Origin of the sequence: Micromonospora sp. NBC_00821 (assembly GCF_036347035.1) — a bacterium.
In the GTDB taxonomy this organism is placed as follows: Bacteria; Actinomycetota; Actinomycetes; order Mycobacteriales; family Micromonosporaceae; genus Micromonospora; species Micromonospora hortensis.
Window position 1 is genome coordinate 1,738,494 of record NZ_CP108880.1, and the last position, 12,382, is coordinate 1,750,875.

Consider the following 12,382-nt stretch of genomic DNA (forward strand, 5'->3'; position numbering starts at 1 on the left):
GCGTTCCGGCCACCGCCGTTCGACGCCTCCGTCCACCCGCACTGTCCGGTGCCCGACCGCTCACGCGTACGTAACCAGCGTCCATCTGTCGTGATGCGTTACGTTGCTGGTCCGCTGGGGTACAAGTCGGAGCACGGCGGGTGAAGATCAACGGTCGAGGGGTACGGCCGGAGCGGGAGGCTGCATGAGCTCGGCCCAGGGGGGCGCGGACATCGGGCATCCCGCCCTGTCCGGTCGCGAGACCCCGCCGATGCTGGCGGCCGCGTTCGCGGCCGGCGGTGAGATGGGCGAGCGACTGGCCTCCTTTGACTGGTCCTCCGGCCCGCTGGGTGAGCCCCATCAATGGCCCCCGGCGCTCTCCAACGCGGTCGGCATGATGCTCGCTTCCAGCGCGCCGATCGTCATGTTCTGGGGCGACGAGCAGTTGGCCTTCTACAACGACGCCTACCGGCCGACCATCGGCGGCAAACACCCGGACGTGATCGGCCAACCGGCCCGCACGAACTGGGCCGAGACCTGGGCGGTGCTCGGCCCACTGCTCGACAGCGTCCGGAGCACCGGCCGCTCCTATCGGGGCGAGGACCATCCCTTTCTGCTGGACCGTTACGGCTTCGTCGAGCAGACGTACTTCAACGTCTCGTACGACCCGATCCGGGGGGACGACGGCGCGGTCAGTGGCGTCTACTGCATCGTCAGCGAGACCACCGGGCGGGTGCTCGGCGAGCGTCGGCTGCGAGCGTTGTCCGAGCTGGGTGCCGAGCTGAGCGACATCGGCAGCGCCACGGAACTGGGTCGGACCGCCGCCGAGGTGCTCGGCCGGCACCGGGCCGACGTGCCGTTCGCCCTGATCTATCTGGCTGACGACAACGACCAGCTCACCCTGGCCGGCTGCACCGGTACCACCCCGCCCGCCGCCGATGTCACAGCACGGCTGGTGGCCCGGCTGACCGACGATGACGCGCCCGCCACGATCGAGGTGGCCGCTCTGCTCGACGCGTCGCCTGTCGACGCCGCCGACCACGCCCTCGTGCTGCCGCTCACGGCGAGCAACCAGACGGTCGGCGCGCTGGTCGTCGGCGTGGCCCGTCAGCTGCCGCTCAGCGACGACTATCGCGACTTCCTCGGCCTGGTCGCCGCCCAGATCTCCCGGGCGGTCGGCACCCAGCGGGCGTACGAGCAGGAACGGGCCCGCGCCGCCGAGTTGGCCGCACTGGACCGGGCGAAGACCAACTTCTTCGCCAACGTCAGCCACGAGTTCCGTACCCCGCTGACCCTGGTGCTCGGCCCGCTGGAGGACATGCTGGCCGACCCGGAGCTGCCCGCCACCGAAACCGACCGGCTCACCATGATGCACCGCAACGCGCTGCGCCTGCTCAAGCTGGTCAACACCGTCCTGGACTTCTCCCGACTGGAGTCCGGTCGGCTCGCCGCCCGATACCAGCCCACCGACCTCGCCGGTTACACCGCCCGCCTGGCCAGCACCTTCCGCTCGGCCACCGACCGGGCCGGCTTGCGACTGGTGGTGGACTGCCCACCGCTGCCGACGCCGGTCTTCGTCGACCGGGACATGTGGGAGAAGATCGTCCTCAACCTGGTGTCGAACGCGGTCAAGTTCACCTTCGACGGCGAGATCCGGGTGCGGATCCGGGCCGTCGAGGGCGCGGCCCGGCTGGAGGTGACGGACACCGGCGTCGGCATCGTGCCGGACGAGCTGCCGCACGTCTTCGAACGGTTCCACCGGGTGCCCGGGGTGCGGGCACGCACCCACGAGGGCACCGGCATCGGCCTCGCGCTGGTCCGGGAACTTGTCGAGATGCACGGCGGTGCGGTCGGGGTGACCAGCACTGTCGACGTGGGCAGCACCTTCACTGTGACCGTCCCGTTCGGCTCGGCGCACCTGCCGGCGGACCGGGTGGCGGCGTTCGACCCGCTGCCCGTGGGTGAGCCCGAGCAGGCCCGGCTCTTCGTTGCGGAGACCGCGCTGTGGGCCGGCGTCGCGTCGACACCCGAGCTGGACCGGCAGCCGGCGAAGGGCACCTCGGCTGGCCGGATCCTGGTCGTCGACGACAACGCCGACCTGCAGGAGCACGTCAGTCGGCTGCTCTCCCCGACCTGGGACGTGGTCACCGCGAACGACGGGCTCGATGCCCTGCCGCTGGCTCGCGAGGGCGGATTCGACCTGGTGCTCACCGACGTGATGATGCCCCGGCTGGACGGGTTCGGGCTGGTGAGCGCTCTGCGCGCGGACTCGCGTACCCGGCATGTGCCGATCGTGCTGCTCTCCGCCCGCGCCGGCTCCGCGGAGGCCGTTGCCGGTCTCGCCGTCGGCGCCGACGACTACCTCACCAAGCCGTTCTCCGCGCAGGAGTTGATCGCCCGGGTCCGGGCCAACGTCGAGCTGGGCCAGCTGCGCGGGCAGATCATCCGCCGGCTCCGGGCGCTGGCTGACGCGGCGGTGGCGGTGAACACCGCCCGATCCACCGCCGACGTGCTCCAGGTCGCCGCCCGGCACGCGTTGACTCTCGCCGAGGCCGCTCGGGTGGTGGTCACCGCGGCCGAGACGCGCTTCGAGGCGGACGGCGGCGGCACCACCGCCGCCGACCCGTCCTTCGTGGCCGAGCTGACCGGCACGACCAGGAAGCAGCTCGGTGAGCTGCAGGTCTGGCGGACGGCCGGCGACGAGGCGCAGGCCGACGACGCCGCGTTGACCCAGTTGGCCCGGCTCGTCGGGGTGCGATTGGAGAACGCCCAGCTCTACGAAGCCGAACACCGCATCGCCACCACGCTGCAGCACAGCCTGCTGCCCCGGTCGCTGCCCCAACTGCCCGGCGCGGTGGTGGCCAGCCGTTACCTGCCCGGCAGCGCCGACGTCGAGGTCGGCGGCGACTGGTACGACGCCATCGCGTTGAACGGCGATGAGCTGGTGCTGGTCATCGGCGACGTGGTCGGTAAGGGCGTCCGGGCCGCCGCGGCGATGGGGCAGCTGCGCAACGCGCTGCGGGCGTACGTGCTGGAGGGCTTCGATCCGGGTGAATCGCTGACCCGGCTCAACCGGCTGGTCGGCTCCACCGAGGGCCGCTCCTTCGCGACAGTGGTCTGTCTGCTGTTCAACCCCCGCACCGGTCGGCTGCGGTACGCGAGCGCCGGTCACCCGTCCCCACTGTTGATCACGGGAGGCGACGTGGCGTTCCTGCACGACCGGGCGCTCGGTCCACCGGTCGGCGCCCTCCCCAACGCGACGTACGAGTCGGTCGTGGGCGAGTTGCCGGCCGGCACTCGACTGCTGCTCTACACCGACGGGCTGATCGAGGACCGTCAGATCGGCATCGATGCCTCACTGGCCCAGCTGCGCGTCGACGCGGCCTCCCCGAGTGAGCACGTGGTGGACCTGATCGACGCCGTCGTGGAGCGGGTCACCGGACGGCCGCGCCGCGACGACGTGGCGGTGCTCGCCCTGGAGGCGGCAGAACTGAACCGCTTCGCGCTGCGGCTACCGGCGGACCCGACCCGGCTCAGCGTGCTCCGGAAGCGGCTGGAGGACTTCCTGGTCGCGCACTCCGTCGGCGAGACCGACCTGTTCGACCTGACGGTCGCCGTCTCCGAGGCCGCCGCCAACGCCATCGAACACCCGGTCCACCCGGCCGAGGCCATGATCAGTGTGGAGGTGGCCATCGAGGATCGGACGGTGACGGCCACAGTGCGCGACAGCGGGCAGTGGCGGGAGTCGACCGGCTCCGGCTTCCGGGGTCGCGGCCTGGACCTGATCAGGGCGCTGGGCGAACTGTCGGTGCGGCGTACCGCTGAGGGCACCGAGGTGACGCTGCGCCGGCAGTTGCAGGACTGACCGCGCGCCCGGCGGCGGCCGGCGCCTAGGCCGGGTCGAGCCAGCCCTGCTCGCCGAGGCCGGAGATCTCCAGCACCCGACGGACCTGCCGGGACGGGCGGACGGTGAGTCGCCCCGGAAACTCCTGGGCGAGCCGGACCAGGGCGTGGATGGCGGCCGAGTCGAAGAAGGTGACAGCGCTCAGGTCGAGAGTGATCTTCCCGGCGGGCTCGCGCAGCGCCGTCTGGAGCATCGTGTCCGCTGTCGCCATGTCGACCTCGCCGGCCACCACGACGTGGAGGTGGTCACCGTCGATCTCGGCGCTGGCGGAGAAGACGGGCGGTGCTCCCCCTTGATCCACGCTGACACCATGGCACAGCCACCCTGGCAGGGCAACAACCTCCACCGGGTGGCCGTGGCGCGGGTCACCGGCGGCCTCGGCGATAGGCTTGCGGCATGACCGTCCGTCCGCCGCTGACACCAGGCACGCTCTCCCCGATGCGACCGGTGCCACCCCAGATCGCCCGACCGGAGTACGTGGGCAAGGCGCGTCCGCGGGAGTGGCGTGGCTCGCACGTGCAGACGCCGGAGACCATCGAGAAGATGCGGCTCGCCAGCCGGCTCGCCGCCCAGGCGACCCAGCTCGCCGGCGAGCACTGCAAGCCCGGCGTGACCACCGACGAGATCGACAAGGTGGTGCACGAGTTCCTCTGCGACCACGGCGCGTACCCGTCGACGCTGGGCTACAAGGGCTTCCCGAAGTCCTGCTGCACCAGCCTCAACGAGGTCATCTGCCATGGCATCCCGGACACCACGGTCCTGACCGACGGCGACATCATCAACGTCGACGTGACCGCGTACATCGGTGGGGTGCACGGTGACACCGACGCCACCTTCTGCGTCGGCGAGGTCAGCGAAGAGGCCCGGCTCCTGGTCGAGCGGACCCACGAGGCGATGATGCGCGGCATCCGCGCCGTCGCCCCGGGACGCCAGATCAACGTGGTGGGCCGCGTCATCGAGTCGTACGCCAAGCGGTTCGGCTACGGCGTGGTCCGCGACTTCACCGGCCACGGCATCGGCGAGGCCTTCCACAGCGGCCTCTACGTGCCGCACTACGACAGCCCGCGCCCCACGGACATCATGGAGCCCGGCATGACGTTCACCATCGAGCCGATGATCACCCTCGGCACCTACCAGTACGACATGTGGGACGACGGGTGGACAGTGGTCACCAAGGACCGGAAGTGGACGGCGCAGTTCGAGCACACGATCGTGGTGACCGACGACGGCCACGAGATCCTGACCCTGCCGTGAGCGCGAGGAACGCAGCGAAGCGGAGTCCCGCAGTCGCGGACGAAGGGCAGGCGCCGTGACCGACACCCCGGCGGCGCTACGCGAGGCGCACCACGCGGACGTCTCCGGCGGCTGGCTGCGCCCGGCCGTCTTCGGCGCGATGGACGGCCTGGTCACCAACATCGCCCTGATCGCCGGTGTCGGCGGCGGCGGGGTGTCGCCCCGCAGCATCGTGCTCACCGGCAGCGCCGGCCTCGTCGCCGGTGCCATCTCCATGGGCCTCGGCGAGTACACCAGCGTGCGTTCCGCCAACGAGCAGGTCGCCGCCGAGGTGGCAAAGGAGCGACGGGAACTGGAACGGCACCCTGAGGCGGAGGCCCGGGAGCTGGCCGACGCGTGGGTGGCCCGGGGCCTGCCCCGGGACCTCGCCACCCAGGTCGCCGAGGCGGTGCGGCGCGACCCGGAGGAGGCGCTGCGGGTGCACGTCCGCGAGGAGCTGGGCGTCGACCCCGACGACCAGCCCAGCCCGTGGGCGGCGGCGATCTCGTCGTTCCTGTTCTTCTCGGTCGGCGCGCTGGTCCCGCTGCTGCCGTACCTGCTCGGCGCCACCGCACTGTGGCTGGCGCTCGCCGTCGGTGGGCTCGGGCTGTTCGCCGCCGGTGCCGTGGTGGCCAGGTTCACCCGCCGTCCCTGGTGGACCAGTGGGATACGCCAGCTGCTGCTGGGCGCCGCTGCGGCCGGCGCCACCTACCTGATCGGCTCGCTGATCGGCGTACCGGGCGGGCTGTGACGCGCCTCAGGTGCTGAGCAGCTCGTCGATCGTGCCGTCGACAGCGCGACCACGGGCGGCCAACTCCTCGGCCTGCCGGGCCAGCACCACACCCACCTCGGTCATGTCCGCGCCGGCCAGCCCGGTGCGCCGCACCGCGTCCCCCGGATCACGGAAGTAGGTGCGACTCAGCAGACCGGTCACCGTGGCCGCCGCCAGCCGGGCCTCACCGAGCATCAGCAGAGCCTGATCGGTCTCGTACCACTCGGCCAGCCGGGCCGCCCGGGAGTGCGCCGCGCTGCCCCTGTACCAGGCCTGTCGGGCCGCGGTGCTGAACTCCGCCGGCCGGGCCCGAGCCAGCCGGCCGAGGTGCTCGTCGCGCAGCGTCCGCAACCAGCCCGTCGGATCGTGCAACGCCTGCGTGGTGACGTACCGGTCGGCGGTCAGCGGCCAGAGCGGGGAGAGCACCCGGGCCTGGGCCAGGTAGTCCTCGGCGGCGGCCACTGTCAGATCGACGAGCACCCCGTCCACCCGGCGGGTCGCCGGCGGTGGGCCGGTCCCGGGTCGATAGGTGACCACCAGCATTCCCGCCTCCCGGTCCCCACCGCCGTCGTCGTCCCCGTGCGCCAGAGGCCCATGCACAGCGATCGCGAGCGCATCGGCCGGGAACCGACGTCGAACCGCCTCGGCGACCCGCTCCGCGACCGTCCACCGTCGATCGTCGAGGCCCCGGTCGACACCGGTCTGCTCACTCCTCGCGCTCACGGGACCACCTCGCCTTGGCTACCGAGCGTCAGCCTAGCCAGCCGACGGTGGAGCGTCGGGCGCGCCGCGCCCGGTCGGGGCCAGCCGGAAGATGTGGATTTCCCGGCCGCCGGCACGCTGCACGTACGTGTGGTACGCCGGCCACGCGGTGACCAGCAGCCGCCACAACCGGTCCCGTTCGGCGCCGGAGGCCCGTTCGGCCCGCACCGCGACCCGCCGGCCCTTCACGTCCACCTCGGCGGCGGGATCGGCGAGCAGATTCATCGCCCAGCCGGGGTGGTGGGTCTGCCCCCAGTTGGAGCCGATCACCACGTACGCGTCGCCGTCCGGCACGTACAGCAGCGGATTACTGCGGGGCTTGCCGGAGCGGCGGCCCGTCGTGGTGATCAGCAGGGAGGGGAGCAGGCCGAGCGCGACCACCCGGCCCCGGGTGAGTCGACCAACCATCCGATCGGCCGGAACCAGCAGGCGCGCGGTGGCGCCGAACCAGCGATGATGACCGGCGCGACGGACGACATTCCTGAGCACTGACACGCCGGTCAGTCTGCCGGCTGCCCGGCCCCGGCGGCACCCCCGCGCGGTCCCTTTCGGTGGCCCGGCGCATCGGTCAGTCCAGCCGCCGTTCGATAGGCAGTCGGGCCCTGGTGAACAGGCCCGCCCCGAGCATCGCCACCACCGGCACCAGCACCAGGACCCCGAGCGCGGGCCACGGCACCAGAAAGGGGTACGGATCGGATACCGGCCAGTCACTGGCGTACTGCCGGTTGACCGAGACCAGCACGATCGCGGCGGTGCCGAGGCCGGCCACGATGCCGAGCACCGACCCGAGACCGGCGATGACCCCGGCCTGGCAGATCGCCAGCAGCCGGCGTACCGCTGGGGCCGCGCCGACGGCCGCGAGGGTGGTCAGCTCGGCGCGTCCCTCAGCGGCGGCGAGCGCGGTGGCGATCCCGGCCGCCCCCACGGTGATCAGCCCGGCCGCCGCGGCGAGCAGCAGGAGCAACGGTGAGACGTCGCGTGGGGCACCACCGTTCTCCACGCTCAGCGCGAGCGTCCCGAACGGCCGCAGGACGGCGGCGAACCGTGCCTGTTGCTCCTCGTCGGGCGGGGTCGTGGTGCCGATCACCCAACCGGTCTGAGACCAGCTCAGGTCGAGTTGCCGCGCGGCGGCGGCGGACAGCAGCAGACGGGACTGGCCGGTCGCCCGGGGCAGCGCGTACCCCGGAAGGTCGTGGACGGTGACCGGCCGGTCCGGCCCGGCCTCCACCTCGCTGACCCGGACGGTGACGAGGCCGTCGTGCAGGTAGCGCGGGTCGGTCACCAGCACGCCTCCGGCGCGCAGCACGGCCGTGGCGGCGGCTGTCGTCGCCGGGTCCACGCCGGTGAGCAGGGGGAGTGCGGTCCCGTCGTCGACTCCGGGTTCCACGTAGCCGCCGAAGTAGTCCGCCTCGCTGATCTGGCAGCGGGGATCGGCGCGGGCCTGCTGGCGCTGCTCCGCGGGAAGGTGAACGCCGGGCTGCCAGGGGCAAGCCCGGGTCAGCGGGAGCACCGGTGCGATGTCGCAGTAGCCGGTGCGCCCCGCCCCGCAGCTCGGTGTCTGCACCGGGGCAACAGCGCCGACCCCGAACTGACTGCGGGCCGCGTCGGTGATCTGGGCCAGCGTGGGCTGCCCGGCCGATCCGACCGGGTTGACCATGACATGGCCGGTCGGCAGCGCCGGCCGGTAGGCACGCGCCTCGCGGGCGCCCTCGCTGGCCAGGTATCCGCCGAGGGCGACGCTGCTGGCCACGGCGGCCATCACGGCGCAGATGGCCGGTGCCGCGGCGGCCCGGTTGCGGCTGGCATCGCGCAGAGCGATCCGTGGTGCCAGCGGCAACACCCGGCCGAGGCGGGCGAGCACCCCGAGCAGCGTGGGCGTGCAGCAGACCAGGCCCAACTCGCCGAGGATCAGCCCGGTGAGAACCACCGCCGGGGAAGTCCGGGTGGCCCCGAACGCCGCCAGCCCCGCCCCGCCGACCACCAGCGCCAGTCCGAGAGCCAACCACCGGCCCGGAGACTTCGCCGGGGTACGTCGTCCGGCGAGCCCGGCGCTGACGTCCTGCCGGGCGGCTGTCCAGGCCGGTGCCAGCGCGGCGAGCACCCCGGCCAGCACCGCGACGCCACCGAGCAGGACCAGCGCGCTCGGCCAGCAGCGGTAGCCGCCAAAACGGGCGCTGAAGACGTACTGCTCCATCAGCGGGCGACCCGCGAACGCCGCTCCGACGCCGACCAACAGGCCGGCGGCGGCCCCCAGCACACCCAGCACCACACCGTCGGCCAGCACGACCCGGCGAAGCTGGGCGGCGTCCCCGCCCGCCACCGCCACCAGCGCCAGATCCCGTCGACGGCGACGGACTCCGACGGCGAAGGCCGGCCCGACCAGCAGGACGACCTCCAGCAGCCCGAGGCCGGCGATCAGGACGCCGGTGCTCAGGTCGTTCGGGTTGTCCCCCACGACCGACCCGAGCCAGGTCCGGTCCGCCCGGGTCGCCGAGCCGATCTGGTACCGCGCCGTGACCACCACCCCACTGTCGTTGAGCCGGGACACCAGCGCCTCGTCGACGGTGCCCGGCACGTCCGCCAGCCAGACTCCGTCCGGCTCCGGGCCGGTCGATGGCACGGCCCCCGGGTGCAGCGCGACCACCGGTCCGAGGTCGTCCGGGAACTCGACCACGCCCACCACCGTGTACGCCCTGCTGCCGTCGGCGGCGGCCACGGCGTGGCCGAGGCGAAGGTCCAGGCGACGCAACGCCCTCGGACTGACAGCGACCTCACCGGGTTGCTGCGGGGCCCGGCCGGCCCGGAACCGCACCAGCCCGCGGGCCAGCGGGTCGGTGAGGTCCAGCACCCGACCGTTCACGACCTCGTCGCGGTGCGGGCCGCGCAGGGTCAGCGGGACGTTCTGACGCACCTCGGTGACCCTGCTGCCCGGCCCGAGCAGCGCCGTCAGCCGGTCCGCTGTGACCTTCCCGGGGGGAGCGCCGTCGCGGGTGTACCAACCCTCGCCCCACTCGTCCTGCCCCACCGGGCCGTTGGCGATCCACTGCAGCTGCGCGTCGGCCACGCCGAGCCGGCGGTCGACGCGTTCCTGTGGGGTCAGCTCGGCCATGTCGTAGCTCGCCGCCAGGAAGGCCAGCGCCGCCACCGGCATGGCGATCATCGCGAGCACCAGGGCGGTCCGACGCCGTGACCGGCGTGACTCCCGCCGGGCGATCCGCAGCGCCGCCCGCCAGGAGCCGGTCAGCTCGGCGAACCGCCGTCGGCCGACCGGGGCGGGTGGCGCGACCGGCCGCGGCGTCGCGGGATCGGCCCGACCGGGGGCCCGCGTCGGGCGGCGAACGGTCACCGGTCGCTGCCGGACAGCAGTTGCTCGACACTGCTCAGCGGTGCAGTCGTGTCGACCAGGACGCCGTCGCGGAGGAACACCACCCGGTCGGCCCAGCCGGCGTGCCGTGCCTCGTGGGTGACCAGCACGCCGGCGGCTCCCGCGTCGATCCGGCGGCGCAGCAGGTGCAGCACCGCCTCACCGGTCTGGGAGTCCAATGCCCCGGTGGGTTCGTCGGCGAGGACCAGCCGGCGTTCGCCCACCAGCGCGCGGGCGATGGCCACCCGCTGCTGCTGCCCTCCGGAGAGCTGGTCCGGGAAACGGTCGCCCAACGCGGGTAGCCCCACCTCGGTGAGCGCGGCCATGGCCAGTGCGCGGGCCCGACGTCCGCTGGTCCCGTCGAGTTCCAACGGGAGCGCCACGTTCTCCAGTGCGCTCAGACTGCCCAGCAGGTTGAGCTGCTGGAAGATGTAGCCGATCCGACGGCGGCGCAGCTGGGCCAGTCCGCGGCGGTCCAGGGCCCCCAGCGGCTGCCCCTCGACCCGGACCTCGCCGCCGGTCGGACGGTCCAACCCACCGGCGAGAGCCAGCAGGGTCGATTTTCCGGAGCCGGACGGCCCCATCACGGCGACCAGCTCGCCGGGCCGGACGACCAGGCTGACGCCGCGCAGCGCGTGCACCGCCGCCGGCCCGGCGCCGTGGGTGCGGTGGACGGCGCGTAGCTCCAGCACCGCGTCGTCCGATCCGCTCACCGTCTTGCCTCCTCGCCGGCCCAGCGAGCCGCGTCCCGCGCGTCGGCGTCATCGGGTCGGGACGGGGGAGGCGCCGGGCCGCTGGGTTGGTGCCGGACCAGACTGGTCTCGCAGTGGTCCAGCCAGCGGACCTCGGCCTCGGCCTGGAACACCATCGAGTCCAGCACGAGTCGCCAGGGAAGGTCCTCCGGCCGGTTGCTGCCGTACTTCAACCGGGTCAACTCCTGAAGGGCCCGCATCGTCGCGCTGCGTTGGGCCTGCACCACCGACCGGACGTCGACCCCGGGGGTGGTGAGCGCCAGTGCCAGCTTGATCGCCAGTTCGTCGCGGGGGCGGTCGGTACGGCTGATCGGGGTGGCGAACCACAGCGCCAGGTCCGCCCGGCCGGCGTCGGTGATCTCGTACGGGCGCTGCCCGGCCTCGCTCTCCGGCAGCGGGCGCACCAAACCGTCCCGTTCCAGCCGGGACAACGTGGTGTAGACCTGACCGATGTTCAGTGGCCAGGTCGAGCCGGTCGACTCCTCGAACGCGGCGCGCAGCTGGTAGCCGTACATCTGGCCGCGTTCGAGCAGGGCGAGCAACCCGTGACGGATGGACATGGCAACGGAGTATGCATACCTGGTATGCGTACCGCAACCGGAGTGGACCGGCTCAGGCCGGTCGACCGGGAAACGGGACAGTCAGCGGGGTCGACCCGGCAGTCTTCCGCCACCGGGTGGCCCGCACGGCGTACTCGACAAGGGCGGCCAGCGCCTGGTCCCGGTCGGCGCCCGTGGTGGACGCCAGGGCCGCCCGCCAGTGGGCGGCAGTGCGCTCCTCCACCTCGGCGGCGAGCCGCAGGGCGCTGGCCCGGTCGGTGACCGGGAACGGCAGGGCGTATCCAGCGCGGTCCGGCGGGACCACGCCGTTGGCCGTGGTGAGCTGCACCACCAGCGCGTCGCGCCGACGTCGATGCGCGGCCTCAGCCTGACGTGCCGCGTCCCGCGCCGCTCCGCTGAGCCGGACACCGATCCGTCCGTAGGCGTAGATGGCCGCGTACTCGGCGGACAGGGCGGAGGCGAGTGCCTCCTCGGCGGACGGCTGCCTCACTTCAGTGCCTCCTGGTGAGTCGCCCGAGCGGCGACGATCGACCCGAGCAGTGCCGCCCGTTCTGCGGGCGCCGCGGCGCAGGCGGCGGTGGCGGACTGCTGGGCGGTCTTCTCCAGCGCCCGCAGGGCGGCGCGCGCGCCGTTCGGATCGGCGGCCGGGGCCGTGGTCGGGGCGGCGGAGGCCGCCGACGGGACCGTCACGCCGATTACCCGGGCCAGCTCGGTGGCGTGCGCGGTGTGCGTCTCGGCGATCGGGTTGAGCCGGTCGGCGAGGTCGGGATGGGCGGTCGCGCTCGCCCGGTACGCGGCGGCCAGCGCGAGTGACTCGTCCACCATCGGCCGCAGCGGGTCGGGTGGCGGGGCTGGTTGGTCGTCGCGGTCGAAAAGATCACAGCCGGTCAGCGGCGTCACGGCGCCGCCGAGCACCAGCAGCGCGCCGGCACTCAGGAGCTTTCGCCGGGAATGTCCGGATGCTTGGTCGCGCTGTGTCGTTCTGCCGTTCCCCACCGGCCAAGTCAACACCATCCG

11 protein-coding genes are annotated in these 12,382 nt (G+C 73.1%); 3 read left to right on the top strand and 8 right to left on the bottom strand.

Annotated elements, in window-relative coordinates; all coding sequences use genetic code 11:
* Nucleotides 1-184: 184 nt before the first annotated feature.
* The gene (locus OHB44_RS08115; protein ID WP_330440181.1) at nucleotides 185-3,844 is read left to right on the top strand and encodes a SpoIIE family protein phosphatase; all 3,660 of its coding nucleotides are present in this window, start codon (nucleotides 185-187) and stop codon (nucleotides 3,842-3,844) included.
* Between the two features lie 25 nt (nucleotides 3,845-3,869).
* Here the strand turns inward: OHB44_RS08115 and OHB44_RS08120 are convergent, their stop codons facing one another.
* Nucleotides 3,870-4,184, bottom strand: a complete 315-nt coding sequence (locus OHB44_RS08120) for an STAS domain-containing protein (protein ID WP_238686840.1) — start codon at nucleotides 4,182-4,184, stop codon at nucleotides 3,870-3,872.
* 95 nt (nucleotides 4,185-4,279) lie between these two features.
* On the opposite strand from OHB44_RS08120, the gene map reads away from it, so the two are divergent.
* The gene (gene map / locus OHB44_RS08125; RefSeq protein WP_112586528.1) at nucleotides 4,280-5,137 is read left to right on the top strand and encodes a type I methionyl aminopeptidase; all 858 of its coding nucleotides are present in this window, start codon (nucleotides 4,280-4,282) and stop codon (nucleotides 5,135-5,137) included.
* Between the two features lie 55 nt (nucleotides 5,138-5,192).
* Nucleotides 5,193-5,906 carry a VIT1/CCC1 transporter family protein gene (locus OHB44_RS08130; protein WP_330440185.1) on the top strand — a complete coding sequence of 238 codons (714 nt, stop codon included), beginning with the start codon at nucleotides 5,193-5,195 and terminating at the stop codon, nucleotides 5,904-5,906.
* Nucleotides 5,907-5,912: 6 nt separating this feature from the next.
* Here the strand turns inward: OHB44_RS08130 and OHB44_RS08135 are convergent, their stop codons facing one another.
* The 7 genes from OHB44_RS08135 to OHB44_RS08165 form a co-directional block, all read right to left on the bottom strand.
* A complete protein-coding gene (locus OHB44_RS08135; RefSeq protein WP_330440186.1) occupies nucleotides 5,913-6,650 on the bottom strand; it encodes a nucleotidyltransferase domain-containing protein in 738 nt (245 codons plus the stop codon).
* Between the two features lie 33 nt (nucleotides 6,651-6,683).
* Nucleotides 6,684-7,184 (bottom strand): nitroreductase/quinone reductase family protein, encoded by a 501-nt coding sequence (locus OHB44_RS08140; protein ID WP_266303387.1) that lies wholly within the window; start codon nucleotides 7,182-7,184, stop codon nucleotides 6,684-6,686.
* A 73-nt stretch (nucleotides 7,185-7,257) separates the two neighbouring features.
* Nucleotides 7,258-10,035 carry an FtsX-like permease family protein gene (locus tag OHB44_RS08145; protein WP_330440187.1) on the bottom strand — a complete coding sequence of 926 codons (2,778 nt, stop codon included), beginning with the start codon at nucleotides 10,033-10,035 and terminating at the stop codon, nucleotides 7,258-7,260.
* On the bottom strand, nucleotides 10,032-10,766 hold the full coding sequence (locus tag OHB44_RS08150) for an ABC transporter ATP-binding protein (RefSeq protein ID WP_330440188.1): 735 nt from the start codon (nucleotides 10,764-10,766) through the stop codon (nucleotides 10,032-10,034). The genes OHB44_RS08145 and OHB44_RS08150 overlap by 4 nt, the downstream gene beginning before the upstream one ends.
* On the bottom strand, nucleotides 10,763-11,365 hold the full coding sequence (locus OHB44_RS08155) for a PadR family transcriptional regulator (protein WP_238686835.1): 603 nt from the start codon (nucleotides 11,363-11,365) through the stop codon (nucleotides 10,763-10,765). The genes OHB44_RS08150 and OHB44_RS08155 overlap by 4 nt, the downstream gene beginning before the upstream one ends.
* A gap of 52 nt (nucleotides 11,366-11,417) precedes the next feature.
* Complete coding sequence (locus OHB44_RS08160; protein ID WP_330440189.1) at nucleotides 11,418-11,855, bottom strand: ferritin-like domain-containing protein; 438 nt, start codon at nucleotides 11,853-11,855, stop codon at nucleotides 11,418-11,420.
* Entirely contained in the window at nucleotides 11,852-12,379 is a 528-nt protein-coding gene (locus OHB44_RS08165) for a hypothetical protein (protein ID WP_266303385.1), read from the bottom strand. Before OHB44_RS08165 ends, OHB44_RS08160 begins: the two co-directional genes overlap by 4 nt.
* Nucleotides 12,380-12,382 lie beyond the last annotated feature (3 nt).